We start from the raw sequence: 19,830 nt of genomic DNA on the forward strand, positions 1-19,830 counted from the left end.
TGGTTTCAGCCGATTATTTGCAAACAATACATGATTATGGTATATTTTTATTGGAAATACTATGAATAGACTCTGCGCAAAAAGAGTGGGTGCCCCCCACTCTTTCGTATTGTAAGAAAAGAAATTAAAATTAGACTATGTTTTCACTTAAATTGGTAAGTGTTTAGTCTAGCTTCAGGCGCCATCGGCTCGAGGACACAAGTCAAATTGCTGTGGTGGCTGTGGAACTGCCTCCTCGCAATTCGCCTTGTGCTTTTCGCCGATGAACAGGCGCCTTGCACTTTTCTTATTTGCAGATAAATATACGCAAAAACAAATAGAAACTCTATATTATGGAGGTTTTTATGAGTAAAGTAACAGACATGGTTGAGGAACTGGCGGCTCCGATTCTGGAAGAAATGCAGCTTGAACTGGTTGATATCGAATATGTCAAAGAAGGGAAAAATTGGTTTCTCCGCCTCTTCATTGATAAGGAGAACGGTGTGGACATAGAGGAATGCGGCCTTGTCAGCGAAAAGCTTGGCGAAAAGCTCGATGAATTGGATCCCATACCTCACAATTACTTCCTGGAAGTATCGTCTCCAGGGGCAGAAAGGCCTTTGAAAAAGGCGGAAGATTTTATGAAAGCTGTTGGAAAACAGGTGAATGTTAAAACATATGAACCAATTGATGGAGAAAAAGAATTTGAAGGCAAACTGACTGAATTTAATGGCGAAGCTTTAAAGATCGACGTCAACATAAAAACCCGGACGAAAACATACGAAATTCCATTTGAAAAAGTGGCAAAAGCCCGTTTAGCCGTCGTTTTTTAAACAGCCGAACAAAAGTGAAAAGGGGAGAACATGTTCATGAGCTCAGAACTAATGGATGCTCTAGTTGTTTTGGAAAAAGAAAAAGGAATTTCCCGGGAAGTCCTGATTGAGGCCATCGAAGCTGCCTTGGTTTCCGCTTATAAAAGAAACTTTAACCAGGCGCAGAATGTACGCGTCGACATGAACTTGGAAACAGGTACAATGAGGGTTTTTGCCAGAAAAGAAGTGGTCGATGAAGTATTTGATTCCAGGCTTGAAATCTCTCTGGATGAAGCCAGAAGCATTAATCCATCTTATGAGCCGGGCGATATGGTGGAGCTTGAAGTGACACCGAAGGAATTTGGCAGAATTGCAGCCCAGACAGCCAAACAGGTTGTCACACAGCGCGTGCGGGAAGCGGAACGGGGGATTATCTATTCCGAATTTGTGGATCGCGAGGATGATATCATGACAGGTATTGTTCAGCGCCAGGATCCCCGTTTCATATATGTAAGCCTTGGAAAAATCGAAGCGCTGCTTCCGCAAAGCGAGCAAATGTCCAATGAAACGTATAAGCCTCACGACCGGATCAAAGTCTATTTGACAAAAGTGGAAAAGACAACGAAAGGCCCGCAGATCTTTGTTTCAAGGACGCATCCGGGACTGCTCAAGCGCCTGTTTGAAATCGAAGTGCCGGAAATATACGATGGGACTGTTGAAATAAAGTCGGTTGCAAGGGAAGCGGGGGACCGTTCAAAGATCTCCGTGGCGACAGACTATGATGATATTGATCCTGTAGGCGCATGTGTCGGCCCTAAAGGATCGAGGGTCCAGGCCATTGTTGATGAATTGAAAGGTGAAAAGATTGACATTGTTGAATGGTCTTCGGATCCAGTCGAATTTGTGGCAAATGCATTAAGCCCCTCAAAGGTGCTGGATGTCATTGTGGACGATGAGGACAAAGCGACGACAGTGATTGTTCCGGATTATCAGCTTTCGCTTGCTATCGGAAAACGCGGACAAAACGCCCGCCTTGCCGCGAAATTGACAGGATGGAAAATAGACATCAAGAGTGAAACGGACGCCCGTGAATCCGGAATTTATCCAAGAGAAGAAGTCCTTGATTTTGAGGAAGAAGAATTGGACGAATCATTCGATTTGGTGGACGAAGAAATCGAATAGGGGTGAGGAAGATGGCAAAGCAAAGAAAAATACCTATGAGAAAATGTGTTGCTACTGGAGAGATGAAGCCAAAAAAAGAGATGATCCGGATTGTCCGCTCCAAGGAAGGGGAGGTTTCCGTAGATTTGACCGGCAAAAAATCCGGACGGGGTGCTTATCTTTCCAAAGATAAAGACGTCATTTTGACGGCCAAAAGTAAAAAAGTGCTTGCCAGCCATCTGCAGGCAGAAATAAAAGATGAAATATATGATGAGCTGCTATCCCTGGTTGATGGTGACAATAAATGAAAAATGAAAAGTGGATGTCATTGCTTGGCTTGGCCAACCGGGCGCGCAAGGCGGTTTCCGGCGAGGAATTGGTCATCAAAGAAATCAGAAGCGGCAGGGCAAAGCTGGTGATACTGGCCAAAGATGCCTCCAATAATACATCCAAAAAAGTTCAGGATAAATGCCGGTATTATGATGTTCCTGTCGTCTTTGCGGAGACGAGGGAAATGCTCGGCCAGGCAATCGGCAAAGATGCAAGAGTTGCGGTTGCTGTTGTTGAGGCCGGATTTGCGAAAAAGTTGGCAACATTGTTTTATGATTAAACCCGGGGGTGAACATATGAGTAAAATGAGAGTATATGAATATGCAAAAAAACATAATACTTCCAGCAAGGAAGTGATAGAAAAGCTGAAAAGCATGAATATAGAAGTTACTAACCATATGTCGGCTATTGACGGCCAGGCAATCGGAAAACTGGATTCTGTTTTTAACAGAAACAGCGGTGGAAAAGGAGGCTCCCAGAGAAGAGTGCAGCAAAGACAAAGCGGACAGCAGGGACGGCCACAGCCCAGAGCGGGACAGAGCGGAGGGCAGCAGGGACGTCCGCAGTCCAGAGCGGGACAAAGCGGAGAACAGCAGGGACGTCCGCAATCCAGAGCGGGACAGAGTGGAGAACAGCGGGGCGACCGGCGCAAGAGCGGATCGGAACAGCAGCAAAACAGGCAACAGGGAGATCAGGGCCAAAGGAACGGCCGCAATCATAAAAAAAACGACGGCGGGCATCATAAGCCCAATTCGAAAGGAAATCAGCGGGGAGGAAATAAGGGGCCGGGCCGCAACCGCAAGCAGAATCAAAACCGTCAGCGCCAGAAACAGCAGCAGCACCAGCCTGCACCGCCAAAGCAAAAAGAATTGCCGAAAAAAATCACTTTTACCGAATCTTTGACTGTAGCTGAACTTGCCAAGAAGATTCACAGGGAACCTTCCGAAATCATTAAAAAGCTCTTTATGCTTGGTGTTATTGCAACGATCAACCAGGAATTGGATAAGGATGCCATTGAGCTTATCTGTGCTGAATATGGTGTAGAGGTTGAAGAAGAGATTCAAATCGATAAGACCGACCTTGAAGTGTATTTCGAAGAGGGGAACAATGGGGCGGATCTGGTGGAAAGACCAGCTGTTGTTACAATTATGGGACATGTTGACCATGGTAAAACGACACTCCTTGATTCATTGAGAAACACAAAGGTCACAGCGGGAGAAGCCGGCGGAATCACGCAGCATATCGGGGCTTATCAGATTGAAGCAAACGGTAAAAAAATTACATTCCTGGATACTCCGGGACACGCCGCGTTTACAACAATGCGGGCAAGGGGAGCCAAAGTAACGGATATTACGATTTTGGTCGTAGCAGCCGACGACGGGGTCATGCCGCAAACAATAGAGGCGATCAACCATGCAAAAGCAGCTGAAGTGCCAATCATCGTGGCTGTCAACAAGATCGATAAGCCGACAGCGAACCCTGATCGTGTGATGCAGGAATTGACAGAACACGGACTTGTCCCGGAAGACTGGGGCGGGGACACTATTTTTGTGCCAATTTCCGCTCTTCAAGGGGAAGGCATAGACAGCTTGCTCGAAATGGTCCTTCTTGTAAGTGAAGTGGAAGAACTCAAAGCAAATCCGAAAAGGACTGCATTGGGAACGGTCATTGAAGCCCAGCTTGATAAAGGACGCGGTCCGGTCGCAACATTGCTTGTCCAGGACGGCACCTTGAATGTGGGAGATCCGATCGTTGCCGGCAACACATTCGGCCGTGTCCGTGCCATGGTGAATGATATCGGACGGCGTGTCAAAGAAGCGGCGCCTTCAACCCCGGTTGAAATTACAGGCCTGAGCGATGTGCCTCAGGCAGGGGACCGTTTTGTCGTATTCCAAGATGAAAAGACGGCCCGCCAAGTCGGGGAATCACGTGCCCAACAGGCGCTGCAAGCCCAAAGAAACGAAAGCTCCCGTGTAAGCCTGGATACGCTTTTTGAGCAGATGAAACAGGGTGAAATGAAAGAGCTCAATGTAATCATTAAAGCGGATGTCCAAGGTTCTGCGGAGGCACTTGCCGCATCATTGAGGAAAATCGATGTGGATGGCGTCAACATCAAGATTATCCACGCAGGCGTCGGAGCCATCAATGAATCGGATATCACGCTGGCGGCAGCTTCCAATGCGATTGTCATCGGCTTTAATGTCCGTCCTGATGTGAACGCCAAACGGGCTGCGGATTCGGAAGGTGTGGATATCCGGCTTCACCGCATCATTTACAAGGCGATCGAAGAGATCGAAGCGGCTATGAAAGGCATGCTGGATCCTGAATACGAAGAAAAAGTCATCGGCCAGGCTGAAGTCCGGCAAACCTTCAAGGTATCCAGAATTGGAACGATTGCCGGTTCTTATGTAACGGATGGAAAAATTACCCGTGACAGTGGCGTTCGCCTGATCAGAGATGGGATTGTCATCTATGAGGGTGAAATCGACGATTTAAAACGGTTCAAGGATGACGTTAAAGAAGTGAGCCAGGGATACGAATGCGGCATCACGATCAAAAATTTCAATGACGTAAAGGAAGGGGACGTCATCGAAGCCTTCTTGATGCAAGAGGTTGAGCGTGCTTGATCGGTTTTGCTGAATGTGAATTCCGGATATATAATGCCCGATCTCTAAAAGATAAACGCTCAGTAGTAAAGCGGATCCTGACAAGGACAAAGCAAAAATATAATGTCTCCATTGCCGAGGTTGGGCATCAGGACATTTGGCAGCGTGCAGGCATCGCCATCGCCACTGTTGCATCAGCGAGGAAAAGAGCTGAACGTGAACTGGAAGCGGCAATTGAATTCCTGGATTCGTTCCCTGAATGGGAACGAATCGGGGCAACCCATTTTGAGTGGCTGTAATGTGAGGTGTTATACATGAGTTTACGAGCCCATCGCGTCGGTGAACAAATGAAAAAAGAACTGGGTGAGATCATTTCCCGGAAGATCAAAGATCCAAGAGTCGGCTTTGTCACTGTTACCGACGTGGAAGTGACAGGGGACCTTCAACAGGCTACAGTCTATATTTCAGTTCTTGGCAGTGACCAGGAGAAAGAAGATACACTGAAAGGCCTGACGAAGGCAACCGGGTTTATCCGGTCGGAGATCGGCCATAGGATCAGACTGCGAAAAACACCGGAAATCACTTTTGAATTTGACGAATCAATCGAGTATGGAAACAAGATTGAGAAACTGTTAAAAGATATTAATGAAGATTAGGATAGACAAACATGTCTATCCTTTTTTCAAGAGGAGGAGGAGCCTGTGGAAGGGATTCTGCCATTGTGGAAGCCAAAAGGATTGACATCCCATGACTGTGTTTATAAGATCAGGAAGCTTTTGGGAATGAAAAAGGTCGGGCATACAGGCACCCTTGATCCCGATGTGACAGGTGTATTGCCGATCTGTCTCGGCAGGGCCACCAAAATAGCTGAGTATATAACGGATGCAGGCAAAGAGTATGAGGGCGAAATTACCATCGGTTTTTCAACAACAACGGAAGATGCTGCCGGCGAAATAGTAGAAGAAAAGCCGGTTCAGGAAAAAATTGCGATCGAAGAGATTGAAAGCGTCCTGAAATCTTTAACCGGTGAAATTCAGCAAACCCCTCCGATGTATTCTGCTGTAAAGGTCAAAGGCAAACGCCTTTATGAATATGCCCGAGCAGGCATTACGGTAGAACGTCCCGTCCGGACAGTGAAGATATACCGTTTGAAGCTGTTGGAGGACACGATATCGTTACGTGACGGACTTTTCTCTTTTCGATTTTCCGTCCATTGCAGCAAAGGCACCTATATTCGGACGCTCGCTGTCATGATAGGGGAAAAATTCGGATATCCAGCCCACATGTCAGAGCTTATCCGGACAGCATCCGCTTCATTTAAGAAGGAGGATTGTGTCACATTTGACGAGCTGAATTCCCTTCTAAGCCAAGGAAAAGTCCAGGAAGCCATTTTTCCGCTCGAGACGGGGCTGTTACATTTGCCCTCCATGGAAATTAGTGATAAATTAGCGGTAAAAGTGAAAAATGGCGCTGTTTTGGACAGGCCTGGCCAATGGACAGACGAAGAGACAGTCCTCTTATATAAAGGAAGGGCCTGGGCCATTTATCAATCCCATCCGCAAAAAGCCGGGCTGATCAAGCCGGTGAAAGTGCTAAGAAACGAATGAAACAGGTGACATATATTGAAAGTATTAATGATCCAGCATCCCCACTCTTTACAAAAGAACGATTTCCCGCCCCTCTCAGTAGCTCTTGGTTTTTTTGACGGGGTTCACGAAGGACATAAGAGCGTTATCCAGACAGCTAAAAAAAACGCTGACAAGCACGGGGTAAAAAGTGCAGTCATGACCTTTGATCCCCACCCTTCTGTTGTTCTGTCGCAAGAAGGTGAAGCTGTTGAATATATCACTCCGTTAGAGGATAAGATAGAAGTTATTTCAGAATTAGGCATAGAATATCTCTTGATTGTCAGATTCACATCCGCATTTGCAAGCCTTCAGCCTGCTGAATTTGTCCAGCAATATCTGATAGACTTGAATGTGCGGTATGTGACGGCCGGGTTTGATTTTACATATGGAAAATACGGAAAGGGTACAATGGAGACAATTTTTGAGCATGGGCAGGGAAAGCTTCAGGTTATCACGGTGCCCAAACTTGAGAAATATAATGAGAAAGTCAGCTCGACCCGGATCAGAAAGCTGTTAAGGGCAGGCAGGACTGAAGAGGTCTGCGGGCTGCTCGGAAGATATTATACGACAAAAGGAACTGTCATCCATGGCGAGAAACGGGGAAGGCTTCTTGGCTTTCCCACAGCCAATATCAGGCTGAACGATGATTATATCGTACCAAGAGAAGGTGTTTATGCAGTCCGGATGCTTGTGAACAATCGATGGGAAAATGGGGTGTGCAATGTGGGCTACAAACCTACATTCCATGAACCGGGGAAAGTGGGACTGTCGATTGAAATTCATTTATTGCATTTTGACCGCTCAATCTATGGTGAAGAAGTGACAATAGAATGGCGCCTAAGAATCAGGGATGAACAAAAGTTTGATCATTTGGACCAACTAAAAGAACAAATTTTAAAGGATAAGCAGACTGCGGAGAGATTTTTTCAGGGGGATCCAAAATAACTTGATTTTTCCATAGCAAAGTTGTATCCTATAACAGTATCAAGAACCGTTGCTTGGCAGTGCGATTCACCAACGCCTGCTCGGTAACCGGGGATGAAAAACAGGAGGTGTTGGACAAATGTCCATTACGCAAGAACGTAAAAACGAAATCATCAGCCAGTACAGAATTCATGAAAGCGACACGGGATCACCGGAAGTTCAAATTGCGGTTTTGACAGAAGAAATCAACAATTTGAACAGCCATCTCCGCGTCCACAAAAAAGATCATCATTCCAGACGGGGATTAATGAAAATGGTTGGACGCCGCAGAAACTTGTTGACTTATCTGCGCGAAAAAGATGTTCAACGTTATCGTGTATTGATCGATAGACTTGGCCTGCGTCGTTAAGATGATAATGCTGTAACTAAAAGCGGGATAAATTCCCGCTTTTTTGTTAGGATGAAAAGGCAGACACCTGTACGTAAGTTCAATATGAAAATGCGGCGAAAGTGCGCATATTCGAACTGAACATTGGACATGGATAGGACAAGTTCATATCTATGTCTAATGTTCAGTGCGTAACAGGTGAGCGTTTTTAACTTTGCTTTTCTGCCTATTATTTACAATCAGGTTTATGAAAGAGAGGCGTTGTAAAATGGACCATGAGAAAAAAGTTTTTTCTATGGAATGGGCCGGACGGAAATTGACCGTTGAAATCGGCCAGCTTGCAAAACAGGCAAACGGAGCGGTTCTCATCCGTTATGGAGATACAGCTGTATTATCTACCGCTACGGCTTCAAAAGAGGCAAAATCCGTTGATTTTTTTCCGTTGACTGTCAACTATGAAGAAAGATTATATGCAGTGGGCAAAATACCCGGCGGTTTTATTAAAAGGGAAGGACGTCCGAGTGAAAAGGCGATTTTGGCAAGCCGTCTGATCGACCGGCCGATCCGCCCGCTGTTTCCGGATGGTTTCAGAAATGAAGTGCAGGTTGTAAGTATTGTAATGAGTGTCGATCAGGATTGTTCCCCGGAGATGGCGGCCATGTTCGGTTCTTCCCTGGCATTGTCGGTTTCTGACATTCCGTTTGACGGACCGATCGCGGGAGTCGTTGTTGGGCGCGTGGATGGAGAATTCATCATCAATCCAAACGTTGAACAAATGGAGCAAAGTGATATCGACTTGACGGTTGCCGGGACAAAAGATGCAGTCAACATGGTCGAGGCGGGAGCAGAAGAGGTTTCTGAGGAGACCATGCTCGAGGCGATTATGTACGGCCATGAGGAAATAAAGCGCCTGATCGCTTTCCAGGAAGAGATTGCAGAAAAGGTCGGAAAAGATAACAGGCAAATCGAATTGTACGAAATTGATTCCGAGATTGAACAAGAAGTCCGGTCAATGTGCGAGCAGTCGCTTATTGCTGCGATCCAGGTAGAGGAAAAACATGCACGTGAAGATGCCATCCAGGAAGTCAAGAACAAGGTTATTGAAAGCTTTTCTGAGCGGGAAGATGGAGAAAATGAAGAGTTGATCAAACAAGTGAAGCAAGTTTTGGATAAGCTTGTTAAAGAAGAAGTACGCCGTTTGATCACTGTTGAAAAGATCCGTCCGGATGGACGGAGGCCCGATGAAATCCGGCCTATCCATACAGAAGTTCATCTGTTGGGAAGAACGCACGGGTCCGGATTATTTACAAGAGGCCAGACTCAGGCATTCAGTGTTTGTACACTTGGTGCTCTTGGGGATGTTCAGATTTTGGACGGCCTTGGAATTGAAGAGTCCAAAAGGTTCATGCATCACTATAATTTTCCTCATTTCAGCGTGGGTGAAACAGGTCCCATCCGGGGACCAGGACGCAGGGAGATCGGCCACGGCGCCCTTGGGGAACGGGCCTTGGAGCCTGTAATTCCAAGTGAAGCCGATTTTCCGTATACGATCCGTCTCGTCTCTGAAGTGTTGGAATCCAATGGCTCAACTTCACAGGCAAGTATTTGTGCAAGCTCGCTTGCCATGATGGATGCAGGCGTTCCTATTAAAGCCCCTGTTGCGGGTATTGCAATGGGATTGGTTAAATCCGGAGAACATTATACAATATTGACTGACATCCAGGGCATGGAAGACCATTTGGGAGACATGGACTTCAAGGTGGCCGGAACGGCCAAAGGAGTTACCGCTCTTCAAATGGACATTAAAATAGAAGGCTTGTCGCGTGAAATTTTGGAGGAGGCTCTCCATCAGGCAAAAGAAGGCCGGATGCATATTCTTGAGAAAATGAATGCCGCTATTTCCGAACCGAGAGAACATCTCTCACCATATGCGCCGAAAATTCTTACGCTCCATATCAATCCTGATAAAATCAGGGATGTCATTGGGCCGAGCGGCAAGCAGATCAATAAAATTATTGAAGAAACCGGCGTGAAAATCGACATTGAACAAGATGGAACAGTGTTTATCGCATCTGCCGACGAGCAAATGAATGAAAAGGCAAAGAAGATCATAGAAGACCTCGTCAGGGAAGTAGAGGCTGGACAAATGTACCTTGGAAAAGTGAAGCGAATTGAAAAATTCGGCGCTTTTGTGGAAATTTTCCCTGGCAAAGACGGCCTTGTCCATATATCACAATTGGCCGAGGAAAGGGTCAACAAAGTTGAGGATGTTGTTTCCATTGGAGACGAAATCTTTGTAAAAGTAGTGGAGATTGATAATCAGGGAAGAGTGAATCTTTCCCGAAAAGCTGTCCTTAAAGAACAGAAAGAAAAACAGAATCAAGAAAAAGAGTGAAAAAAAGCCAGGTAATCCTGGCTTTTTTTAAATGTTCTACCTTGTCCATTGTCCTCATAAAATTGGGTTGAAGGAGGAAATGGGCGTGATGAATACAAAACACTTGCCAGGATTGGCTCTTATTGCTATCCTAGCAATATTGATTGTCAATAATCCCTATACAACGGTCTATTTAAATGGGTTAGTAGAAGATTCGCATCCGGTTGATTCCAGTCAGGATGCATTATATGAGCAGATTGCCCGTGCCGCGGAAAAATATGACGCGCCCCCTCAGGATGCCAAAATAGACAGGGTTTGGAAAGCGATGCCGGGGTATAATGGAGTTAAAGTGGATATCAAGGCTTCCTATAAAAAAATGCAAGGCGAAACCTTTGATGCCCGTAAGATTGTTTTCAAACAAATTCCCCCCAAGGTTCATTTAGATGATTTGCCTCCGTCACCCATATACAGGGGACATCCGGAAAAGCCGATGGTCAGCTTTTTGATCAATGTTGCCTGGGGAAATGAATATTTGCCCCAAATGCTGGAAACGCTGAAAAAGCATAACGTTCAGGCAACATTTTTTTTGGAAGGCCGTTGGGTGAAGGAAAATCCTGATCTGGCGAAGATGATCGCCGCTGACGGACATGAAGTGGGGAACCATTCATACAGCCATCCAAAAATGGAAACGCTCGGGGAAGCAAAAACACGGGAAGAGTTATTGAAGACAAATGAAATCATAGAGGCTACTACGGGTGAGAAGCCTGTTTGGTTCGGGCCGCCCAGCGGCGGCTTCCGCGATCATACTGTTCTTATTGCGAATGAGTTGGACATGAAGACAGTCATGTGGACGGTAGACACGATTGACTGGGAAAAGCCTTCACCGGAAACGATCATAGATCGTGTAATGACAAAGGTCCACCCTGGGGCAATGATTTTAATGCATCCGACCGATCCTACCTCGAAAGCGCTTGACAGTCTGATAAAGCAGATCAAAGATAGGAGCTTAAGGATCGGTACAGTCACAAAGTTGATGGATGAAGAACACATCATAAAAATAGATCAACAAATGGATAAATAAGCGCCGGACGCGTCTGTACGTTGATGGACAGGCGCCTTGCGCTTTTCTAATTATCCAGATTCGGGCGGCAGGGGCTCGAGGCCGCTAAGGAAATATCAATGAAGGTAAAAAGCACCTTCACTGCTTTTTCCTTAGCGCTTGTCGCCCCTGAGCGACCGCCCTCCGCTATTCTTTATACATCATGAACAGGAGGAACTGCAGTGATAAAAAAATATACTTGCCAAAACGGAGTAAGAGTCGTACTAGAGAACATACCTTCTGTCCGTTCTGTTGCCATCGGCATATGGGTGGGGACAGGATCGCGTGATGAATTGCCTGGTAACAACGGCATCTCCCATTTTCTTGAGCATATGTTTTTTAAAGGAACAGCTACAAGAAATGCAAAAGAGCTTGCCGAAGCATTCGATTCAATCGGCGGCCAGGTCAATGCCTTTACCTCAAAAGAATATACTTGCTATTATGCCAAGGTGCTGGACAACCATTCACAGTACGCGCTGGAAACACTTGCTGACATGTTTTTCAATTCCGTATTTGCGGAGGAAGAGCTGAATAAAGAGAAGAATGTCGTTAGTGAAGAGATCAAAATGTACGAAGATACTCCGGATGACATCGTCCATGATCTTCTCAGCAAAGCGGCATTCGATAATCATCCCCTAGGGTATCCGATCCTGGGAACAGAACAGACGTTGTTTACATTCACAGGCGACAAATTAAGGGCCTATGTAGAAGAGATGTATACACCGGAAAAGATAGTAATATCCATTGCTGGAAATATTGACGAATCTTTTACAAAAGAAGTAGAGCGCCTTTTTGGATCATTCGAAAGAAAAGGGGGGCGGAAAACCGAATCCAAGCCCGTCTTTAAGGCGAACCATGTCACGAGGCAGAAGGATACGGAGCAGGCCCATTTGTGTATCGGATTTGAAGGGCTGCCCATCGGCGATCCCGATATATACAGTTTGATTGTCATGAATAATATTTTTGGCGGAAGCATGTCATCCCGCCTCTTTCAAGAAGTGCGGGAAGAAAAAGGGCTCGCCTATTCAGTATTTTCCTACCATTCTTCGTATAAAGACAGCGGAATTGTCACTATATACGGAGGTACGGGGGCCAATCAGATTGACGACCTTTTCGGGACAATTAACTATACGCTCGGCGAATTGAAAAGGAACGGAATCACCGAGAAAGAGTTGATGAATAGCAAAGAGCAGTTAAAAGGAAACTTAATGCTCGGACTTGAAAGTACAAACAGCAGGATGAGCAGAAACGGGAAAAATGAATTGCTGCTGAAACGCCACAGAACTTTGGATGAAATCGTGAATGAAATTGACCGTGTCAGCATTCAAAGCGTAAACGATATGGCAAACCGGATTTTCACCGATCAATATACGCTTGCCCTGATCAGTCCTGAAGAAAAATTATTATTGCAGCCAAGCAGTTAATGGAGCCCCTTTTAAAAAAGGGGTTTTTCCATTCTAAAAATCGGAAACAGGCTATATATATTACAAAGGGAGTGGATGAATAAGGAGGCGCATTATGCGATTAAGCGAGCTGGGTGGCAAAGAACTCGTTGACTTTAAAAAAGCGGAGAGAATGGGGGTTCTTGGACAGACAGATCTTGAGATTAACACCAGTACAGGTGAAATTAATCACCTGATCATTCCAACCGGAAAATGGATCAGGAAAAATGGCGGGGAAATCAGGGTGCCGTGGAGAAATATTAGAACCATCGGGACAGACATGATCATTTTGGAAGTTCCTAAAATTGAATGAAAAATAAGATGGCCGCCGCCCTAAACCGGCTGTCTTCCGCTTTTCTATCAGAGTGCTGGAAACCGTCCAAGCACTCTATTTTTTGTGCCATCATACAATAAGGTTGGAGAGGGGTACAGCATGAGCGAAAGAAGGTGATGGAACTTTGATGTTGACGGATATGCAGATAGTTGTCATGGGCGGAGATGCAAGGCAATTGGAAATCGTTAGAAAGTTGACAGAGCTGGATGCAAAATTATACCTTGCCGGATTTGAACAGCTGGAACAGCCTTTTTCCGGAGCTGTGAAAGAAAAGCTTCATGACATTAATTTTTCGCATATAGACGCGATCATTTTACCTGTACCCGGAACGAGCCTGGAAGGGGAAGTGGAAACGATATTCTCAAGTGAAAAAATTGTTTTAACAGAGAAAATCCTTCATCAGACGCCATCTCATTGCACCGTATATTCAGGGATCAGCAACGGGTACCTGGATGACATCATAAAAAAGTCAAAACGGAAGCTGGTCAATCTGTTTGAAAGAGACGATGTGGCCATTTATAATTCGATCCCTACCGTTGAAGGAACCATTATGATGGCCATACAAAATACGGACATAACCATCCATCAGTCATCCATCGCCGTATTGGGGCTGGGGAGAGTTGGAATGAGTGTTGCCCGGAGCTTTTCATTGCTGGGAGCCAAAGTGAAAGTGGGGGCAAGAAAAAGCGAGCATATTGCCAGGATAACTGAAATGGGATTGCAGCCATTTCATTTGAACGATTTGAGAAATGAAGTGAAAGATATTGATATTTGTATTAATACTGTACCTTATCCAATAGTCAACGCCGCAGTCATCGCCCAAATGCCGTCACATACCTTAATCATCGATTTGGCTTCCAAGCCTGGCGGAACAGATTTCCGCTATGCGGAGAAGCGCGGCATCAAAGCACTTCTTGCACCCGGATTACCGGGAATTGTTGCACCTAAAACAGCGGGACAAATTTTGGCGAATGTTCTATCGCAATTGTTGAGAGAAGAGCTGGAAAGCCGAAAGGGGAAATAAAAAATGGGTTTAAAAGGCAAGCGGATCGGTTTCGGTTTAACCGGATCGCATTGTACGTATGATGCTGTCATACCGGAAATTGAAAAGCTGGCGGCTGTTGGGGCAGAAGTCGTTCCTGTAGTGACTTATACAGTTAAAAGTACGGATACGAAATTTGGGGAGAGCGATGATTGGGTTGCAAGAATAGAACAGGCGGCAGGAAGGAAAGTCATTGATTCGATTGTCGATGCCGAGCCGCTTGGGCCTAAAGAGCCGCTTGACTGCATGGTAATTGCACCGTTGACAGGAAATTCAATGAGCAAGTTCGCCAACGCGTTGACTGACTCTCCTGTTTTAATGGCAGCTAAGGCCACCTTGAGGAACAGAAAGCCTGTAGTTTTGGGAATCTCCACCAATGACGCCCTCGGATTGAATGGCGTGAATCTGATGAGGCTCATGGCAGCCAAGAATATATACTTTATTCCATACGGACAGGACGATCCGGAAAGAAAGCCGACTTCCATGGTTGCCCGTATGGAAATGCTTCCTGCTGCCGTGGAAGCAGCCATCAATGGCTACCAGATACAGCCGGTGATTATTGAAAGGTTCAGGGACTTTTCGTGAAATGATGACGGGAAAAGAAGGGTGGAAAGTCTTTCTTTTCCCGCCAATTCAATATTTTGAAGAAAATGATTTCGATAGCTGAGTAAAATGTGTTAAAATGATAATTATTGAATGAATCCTTATGAGTTTAATGTAGGTATGTCGGGATTAGGAGGAGAGTCTTTCAGATGGAAAAAACTACAGGTTATCATGTCGCCGTCATGGGTGCGACTGGAGCAGTGGGACAGCAAATATTGAAAACTTTGGAGAGAAGGGACTTTCCAATTCGAAAGTTAACGCCGCTATCATCAGCACGTTCAGCAGGCAAAAAAATTCAGTTTAAAGGGGAAACCCTCACGGTTGAAGAAGCCGTTCCAGAATCTTTTGAAGGAGTAGACATTGCCCTGTTCAGTGCGGGAGGAAGCGTATCAAAAAAATTCGCACCCGAAGCAGTTAAGCGTGGGGCAATCGTGATAGATAATACAAGTGCATTCCGCATGGATCCCGAAGTTCCGCTGGTTGTGCCGGAAGTGAATGAGTCAGCCGTAAGGGAGCATAAAGGACTTATCGCCAATCCGAACTGTTCAACCATTCAAATGGTTGCAGCCCTCGAGCCGATCAGAAAAGCCTTCGGATTAAACAAAGTAATCGTTTCTACTTATCAGGCAGTGTCCGGTGCGGGCGCCCAAGCGATTGCAGAGTTGAACAATCAAACAAAATCCATTATTGAAGAGGAAGAGATCAAACCGGAAATTTTGCCGGTGGGTGGAGCAGATAAACATTATCAGATCGCTTTTAATGCTATTCCGCAAATCGACCAATTCTCTGACAACGGCTATACATTGGAAGAGATGAAAATGATTAATGAAACGAAAAAAATCATGAATCTGCCATCTTTGAAAGTAGCAGCAACTTGTGTACGGCTTCCGGTTGAAACGGGACATTCCGAATCGGTCTATGTGGAAATTGGACAAAATGATGTAAATGTTGAGGATATTAGACACGTCCTTTCCGAAGCTCCGGGTATAACGGTTCAGGACGATCCGAACGGGCAAATCTATCCGATGCCGGCTATGGCGGCGGGCAAAGATGATGTATTCGTCGGAAGAATCCGCAGGGATTTGGATGAAAAAAATGGATTCCATCTATGGATCGTATCCGACAATCTTCTTAAAGGAGCAGCTCTGAACACTGTACAAATTGCAGAGAGTCTGGTCAAATTAGGCATGGTATCAACGCCGCAGCACAGTTAAATTTCAAATCGGGGTGTTAGAATGAAAGTTGTTGTTCAGAAATTTGGCGGAACATCCGTAAAAAATAGTGAAACACGTGCTCATGCAAAAAGACATATACAAAAAGCTCTTGACAACGGCAATAAGGTAGTTGTGGTCGTATCGGCGATGGGGAGGAAAGGCGACCCATATGCAACGGATACTTTATTGGGCTTGATCGGAGATAAAAAAACAACCCTTACCGGCAGGGAAAAAGATATGCTGGTATCGTGCGGCGAGACAATCTCAAGTGTCGTTTTTACGCATATGTTGAATGAGAAAGGCATTAGAGCGACTGCGATGTCAGGTGCGCAGGCGGGATTTCTCACGAATTCTGATTTCACAAACGCCAAGATTTTAAAAATGAACTGTGAACGGCTCAAAGAGGAATTGAAAAAATATGATGTTGTCGTCGTAGCGGGCTTCCAGGGAGCTGCAGAAAACGGTGATGTCACAACGATCGGCCGCGGAGGAAGCGATACTTCGGCAGCAGCCCTTGGAGCAGCTTTGAATGCGGAATTCATTGACATATTTACCGACGTGGAAGGAATGATGACCGCCGATCCGCGCATTGTTAAAAAGGCGCGGCCGCTTCCGGTTGTCACATATGATGAAGTGTGTAACATGGCATATCAGGGTGCAAAAGTCATTCATCCCCGTGCGGTCGAAATCGCCATGCAAGCCAAAATTCCCCTTAGAATCAGATCGACTTATTCCGATTCTCCCGGCACACTTGTTACAACACTGGATAGGAAAATTGAACAGCCCGAAGTGCGTGACCAGTTAGTGACAGGGATCGCTTATCTGGAGAATATTTCCCAGATTAAGGTAACGGCCAAAAAAGGACAGTATAACTTTCAGTCTGAAGTCTTTAAAGCAATGGCCAACGCAAATATCAGCGTGGACTTTATCAATATTTCACCAACGGGGGTAGTTTATACAATCCCTGAAGATACTGTCGAGCGGGCTGTTGCCGAATTGAATGCGGCAGGCTACGATCCGGTTGTGGAGCCTAAATGTGCCAAAGTTTCAATTGTCGGTGCAGGCATCACAGGGGTGCCGGGTGTTACAGCAAAAATTGTAACCGCCCTGGCCGAAAAAGAAATCCGGATCCTTCAATCGGCTGACAGCCATACAACGATCTGGGTTCTCGTTGAAGGAAATGAATTGGAAAATGCAGTAAATGCACTGCATGATGTATTTGAATTGCAAAATGAAAAAATTGAATATGAATTATATGATTGAGGTGTGAGTGTATGGCTCAATTTGGCAGGGTATCAACGGCAATGGTGACACCCTTTGACAATAAAGGAAATATAGATTTCCAAAAAACTTCTAAACTTGTGAACCACTTGATCAATAGTGGTACTGAATCTCTTGTAGTGGCTGGAACAACCGGCGAATCGCCTACTTTGACGACTGAGGAAAAGCTGGCTCTTTTTGAGCATGTAGCCAAAGAAGCGGCAGGAAGGGTTCCAGTCATTGCCGGTACAGGCAGCAACAATACGTATGCATCCATCGAATTGACAAAAAAGGCTGAAGAGCTTGGGGTCGATGCAATTATGCTGGTTGCACCGTATTACAACAAACCAAACCAAACTGGATTATTTAGACATTTCGAAGCAATTGCCGGAGCAACAAAATTGCCTGTAATGCTTTACAATATTCCGGGAAGGTCATCGGTTAATTTATTGCCTGATACTGTTATTGAACTGTCAAAACTTGATAATATTGTTGCTGTCAAAGAAGCGAGCGGCGACCTGGACGCCATGACTAAAATCATAGCCAATACGGATGATGATTTTATGCTGTACAGCGGCGATGATGCTTTTACATTGCCGGTGCTTTCCATCGGCGGAATGGGAGTTGTTTCTGTTGCCAGCCATGTCATCGGGGAAGAGATGCAGGACATGGTTCAATCGTTCTTTAGGGGTGACCACTCAAGAGCAGCTGCCATACACCAGAAGCTTCTTCCGTTTATGAGAGGAATTTTCAAGGCGCCAAGCCCCGGTCCCATCAAAACGGCCCTGCAGCTTGCAGGGTTTGACGTGGGCTCCGTACGCCTGCCCCTTGTTCCTTTATCAGAAGAAGAAAGATTGGATCTGCTAAGTTTATTGAATACAGTAAAAAAGGTATCCAAAAGCTGATAACATTAGAAAAGCGCAAGCGCCTTGCCCATCGACGTACAGACTGGAGTGCCTCCGACGAGATAAAGGAAACACGGCGAGGAACGAGCCGATGTTGACTTATCGTAGGAGGAGGTGCGAAGTCTGCTAGTCGATAGGCGCTGGAGCTAGACAACAAAAGGCTTTGTTCAAAATTTTAAAGCTAAAAAATCTTGTACTTTCTTACTGTGATATAAAAACCCCTGGGGATAAAAGGCACGCCTCTTATCCTCAGGGGGTCATTTTATGTTTGCGGGTATCTTTGAAGGGCCGAATGACGGAAAAAATATACTGATCGTAGTCCCCTTATTGATTTCACTTTCGATACTTATGGTTCCGCCGTGATTTTTAATAATTCGATTGCATATCATCAATCCCAGGCCAGTCCCTTTTTCTTTTGTACTGTAAAACGGCTCTCCCAAATTAGGTATTCGTTCCTCCGGAATGCCTATTCCTTCATCCTTAATTTTTGCCACGACCCGGCCGTTGCTTGTCCTCATGGCACTGACGGTGATTGTACCTCCATCCGGCATTGCTTCAATGGCATTTTTCAATAAATTGATAAAAACCTGTTTTAATTTATTCGATTCACCCTTTATATAAGGATCGGCCAATTCTATTTCGGTTATGATCTCAACATTATGAAGGATAGCCTCTGAACTGAAGAGATCCACCGTATCTTCCAGCAGCAGCCCGATATCAACTTTTTCCATTTTGGAAGGCTGCGGCTTTGCCAAAATCAATAAATCGCTTACAATATCCTCAATACGCTCCAATTCACTCAACATGACTTCAAGATAGGCATTATCATTATGCTCTTCTTTCTTTAACAATTGCGTAAAACCCTTAATGGCTGTCAAAGGATTTCTGATCTCATGTGCAATGCCTGCAGCAAGTTGTCCGACAACGGACAACTTTTCGGTCCTGTGCATAATTTCCTCGGTTTTCTTTTGCTCGGTTATATCCCTGATCAGGATTTGAAAGGTTTCCCTTTCTTTATATGTTGTCGGAATCAGCTTGACCTGGACATATTTTTTGAGTCCGTCATGCCTGGAAACAGTAAATTCAACGTCTTCCTTTATGCCGTTTTGCAAAAGCTGGCGCTTTACGACTCCATGGGATGCAGGAGATATGAAATCAAAAATCGACTTGCCGATGACTTCTTCTTTTCTTGTAACGCCGAACAGCTTTTTGGCCGTATCATTAATGTAAATCCAATGCCCGCTTTTTGTTATGATACCGACAGTATCCTGGAAATTTTCAACGAGCAGGCGGTACTTTTCTTTATTTTCTTCCAGCTGCGCTTCCGTTGCAATCTGATTCGTCACATCCCTTGAAATACAGGAAAACCCTTTTTGTTCATCGTTTTCACAATAGGGTATCAGTGTGGTTTCCAGCCATATATAATCGCCCTCTTTACGGCAGAAACGATATTTGACCCTTTTATAGGACTGGGTGAGACAAACGTCCTTTAATTTTTTTCTGTCACCCGGATGGGAAAAATCGTAAAGGCTGGAATTGAGCAGCTCTTCCGGCTTATATCCCAGCAAGGGATATGAAGTCGGGGAAACATATGTAAAATCTCCATCGATTGAATGAAACGAAAAAACAATATCTGAGTATTGAAGGAAAGAACGGTAAATCTCAAGCTCCTGAAGTAAAGTTCCCTTGTTCATGCAAAGTCTCCTTTATTCATATCCATGTCATTATA

20 protein-coding genes are annotated in these 19,830 nt (G+C 45.2%); 19 read left to right on the forward strand and 1 reads right to left on the reverse strand.

Annotated features, from left to right (window positions below; genetic code table 11):
- The first annotated feature begins 344 nt into the window (after positions 1-344).
- The 19 genes from rimP (at position 345) to dapA (ending at position 18,101) form a co-directional block, all read left to right on the forward strand.
- A complete protein-coding gene (gene rimP, locus FS666_RS01535; RefSeq protein ID WP_120069757.1) occupies positions 345-812 on the forward strand; it encodes a ribosome maturation factor RimP in 468 nt (155 codons plus the stop codon).
- Positions 813-848: 36 nt separating this feature from the next.
- On the forward strand, positions 849-1,973 hold the full coding sequence (gene nusA / locus FS666_RS01540) for a transcription termination factor NusA (protein ID WP_120069760.1): 1,125 nt from the start codon (positions 849-851) through the stop codon (positions 1,971-1,973).
- Between the two features lie 11 nt (positions 1,974-1,984).
- A complete protein-coding gene (rnpM, locus tag FS666_RS01545) occupies positions 1,985-2,260 on the forward strand; it encodes an RNase P modulator RnpM (RefSeq protein WP_120069763.1) in 276 nt (91 codons plus the stop codon).
- Positions 2,257-2,562, forward strand: coding sequence for a YlxQ family RNA-binding protein (locus tag FS666_RS01550; protein WP_120069765.1), 306 nt, complete (start codon positions 2,257-2,259; stop codon positions 2,560-2,562). Before rnpM ends, FS666_RS01550 begins: the two co-directional genes overlap by 4 nt.
- Positions 2,563-2,578: 16 nt before the next feature.
- A complete protein-coding gene (infB, locus tag FS666_RS01555) occupies positions 2,579-4,909 on the forward strand; it encodes a translation initiation factor IF-2 (RefSeq protein WP_120069769.1) in 2,331 nt (776 codons plus the stop codon).
- Entirely contained in the window at positions 4,906-5,187 is a 282-nt protein-coding gene (locus FS666_RS01560) for a DUF503 domain-containing protein (RefSeq protein ID WP_120069772.1), read from the forward strand. Before infB ends, FS666_RS01560 begins: the two co-directional genes overlap by 4 nt.
- Positions 5,188-5,202: 15 nt before the next feature.
- Entirely contained in the window at positions 5,203-5,544 is a 342-nt protein-coding gene (gene rbfA, locus FS666_RS01565) for a 30S ribosome-binding factor RbfA (protein ID WP_120069775.1), read from the forward strand.
- 45 nt (positions 5,545-5,589) lie between these two features.
- The gene (gene truB / locus FS666_RS01570) at positions 5,590-6,495 is read left to right on the forward strand and encodes a tRNA pseudouridine(55) synthase TruB (RefSeq protein ID WP_120069777.1); all 906 of its coding nucleotides are present in this window, start codon (positions 5,590-5,592) and stop codon (positions 6,493-6,495) included.
- Positions 6,496-6,510: 15 nt separating this feature from the next.
- Positions 6,511-7,461: a bifunctional riboflavin kinase/FAD synthetase gene (ribF, locus tag FS666_RS01575; RefSeq protein ID WP_120069780.1), complete on the forward strand. Its 951-nt coding sequence runs from the start codon at positions 6,511-6,513 to the stop codon at positions 7,459-7,461.
- A 118-nt stretch (positions 7,462-7,579) separates the two neighbouring features.
- The gene (rpsO, locus tag FS666_RS01580; protein WP_120069783.1) at positions 7,580-7,849 is read left to right on the forward strand and encodes a 30S ribosomal protein S15; all 270 of its coding nucleotides are present in this window, start codon (positions 7,580-7,582) and stop codon (positions 7,847-7,849) included.
- A 247-nt stretch (positions 7,850-8,096) separates the two neighbouring features.
- Positions 8,097-10,223, forward strand: coding sequence for a polyribonucleotide nucleotidyltransferase (gene pnp, locus FS666_RS01585; protein WP_120069785.1), 2,127 nt, complete (start codon positions 8,097-8,099; stop codon positions 10,221-10,223).
- 79 nt (positions 10,224-10,302) lie between these two features.
- The gene (locus tag FS666_RS01590; protein ID WP_390614548.1) at positions 10,303-11,283 is read left to right on the forward strand and encodes a polysaccharide deacetylase family protein; all 981 of its coding nucleotides are present in this window, start codon (positions 10,303-10,305) and stop codon (positions 11,281-11,283) included.
- 200 nt (positions 11,284-11,483) lie between these two features.
- On the forward strand, positions 11,484-12,725 hold the full coding sequence (locus FS666_RS01595) for a M16 family metallopeptidase (protein ID WP_120069788.1): 1,242 nt from the start codon (positions 11,484-11,486) through the stop codon (positions 12,723-12,725).
- A 94-nt stretch (positions 12,726-12,819) separates the two neighbouring features.
- Positions 12,820-13,056: a YlmC/YmxH family sporulation protein gene (locus FS666_RS01600; protein ID WP_120069792.1), complete on the forward strand. Its 237-nt coding sequence runs from the start codon at positions 12,820-12,822 to the stop codon at positions 13,054-13,056.
- Between the two features lie 148 nt (positions 13,057-13,204).
- Positions 13,205-14,101 carry a dipicolinic acid synthetase subunit A gene (dpaA, locus tag FS666_RS01605; RefSeq protein ID WP_120069795.1) on the forward strand — a complete coding sequence of 299 codons (897 nt, stop codon included), beginning with the start codon at positions 13,205-13,207 and terminating at the stop codon, positions 14,099-14,101.
- 3 nt (positions 14,102-14,104) lie between these two features.
- Positions 14,105-14,704, forward strand: a complete 600-nt coding sequence (dpaB, locus tag FS666_RS01610) for a dipicolinate synthase subunit B (RefSeq protein WP_120069798.1) — start codon at positions 14,105-14,107, stop codon at positions 14,702-14,704.
- A gap of 167 nt (positions 14,705-14,871) precedes the next feature.
- Entirely contained in the window at positions 14,872-15,936 is a 1,065-nt protein-coding gene (asd, locus tag FS666_RS01615; RefSeq protein WP_120069800.1) for an aspartate-semialdehyde dehydrogenase, read from the forward strand.
- Positions 15,937-15,957: 21 nt separating this feature from the next.
- Positions 15,958-17,199 (forward strand): aspartate kinase, encoded by a 1,242-nt coding sequence (gene dapG, locus FS666_RS01620; RefSeq protein ID WP_120069803.1) that lies wholly within the window; start codon positions 15,958-15,960, stop codon positions 17,197-17,199.
- Positions 17,200-17,210: 11 nt separating this feature from the next.
- Positions 17,211-18,101 carry a 4-hydroxy-tetrahydrodipicolinate synthase gene (gene dapA / locus FS666_RS01625; protein WP_120069805.1) on the forward strand — a complete coding sequence of 297 codons (891 nt, stop codon included), beginning with the start codon at positions 17,211-17,213 and terminating at the stop codon, positions 18,099-18,101.
- Between the two features lie 257 nt (positions 18,102-18,358).
- On the opposite strand, the gene FS666_RS01630 is transcribed toward dapA, so the two are convergent.
- Positions 18,359-19,795 (reverse strand): PAS domain-containing sensor histidine kinase, encoded by a 1,437-nt coding sequence (locus FS666_RS01630; protein ID WP_120069809.1) that lies wholly within the window; start codon positions 19,793-19,795, stop codon positions 18,359-18,361.
- Positions 19,796-19,830: the final 35 nt, after the last annotated feature.

This window comes from Siminovitchia fortis (assembly GCF_007681465.1).
Taxonomy (GTDB): Bacteria; Bacillota; Bacilli; order Bacillales; family Bacillaceae_C; genus Siminovitchia; species Siminovitchia fortis.